The 311-nt window shown below is 57.9% G+C and carries 1 pseudogene; it reads left to right on the top strand.

Annotated elements, in window-relative coordinates:
• Nucleotides 1-132 precede the first annotated feature (132 nt).
• A pseudogene (locus EE949_RS00135) lies at nucleotides 133-311 on the top strand (AI-2E family transporter); the annotation flags it as partial.

The following is a 311-nucleotide window of genomic DNA, read 5'->3' as shown; positions in this document are numbered from 1 at the left end:
ACGTCTGGGTGGACTGGTGGGCCAATTTCGGGTTTGACCCGGCTGTCATCGTTTCCCACGGCACTCGTACGCTTGTCCGCTGACTAACAGCTAGACGGCGCGCAATGCGCGGTCTAATGACATGGACTGGACATGAACGAAACCGTACAGCAATACAAGACACTACTTCTGCTACTGGTGGGGGTGACCATCGCCTTCATCTGGATTCTGCTGCCGTTCTACGGCGCGGTGTTCTGGGCGGTCATCCTCGGCATCATCTTTGCCCCGATGCAGCGCCGCTTGCAGCAGCGTTTTGGCTGGAACCGCAACCT

This window comes from Pseudomonas viridiflava (assembly GCF_900602065.1).
Classification (GTDB): domain Bacteria; phylum Pseudomonadota; class Gammaproteobacteria; order Pseudomonadales; family Pseudomonadaceae; genus Aquipseudomonas.
This window is presented reverse-complemented; position numbering and strand designations above follow the sequence as displayed.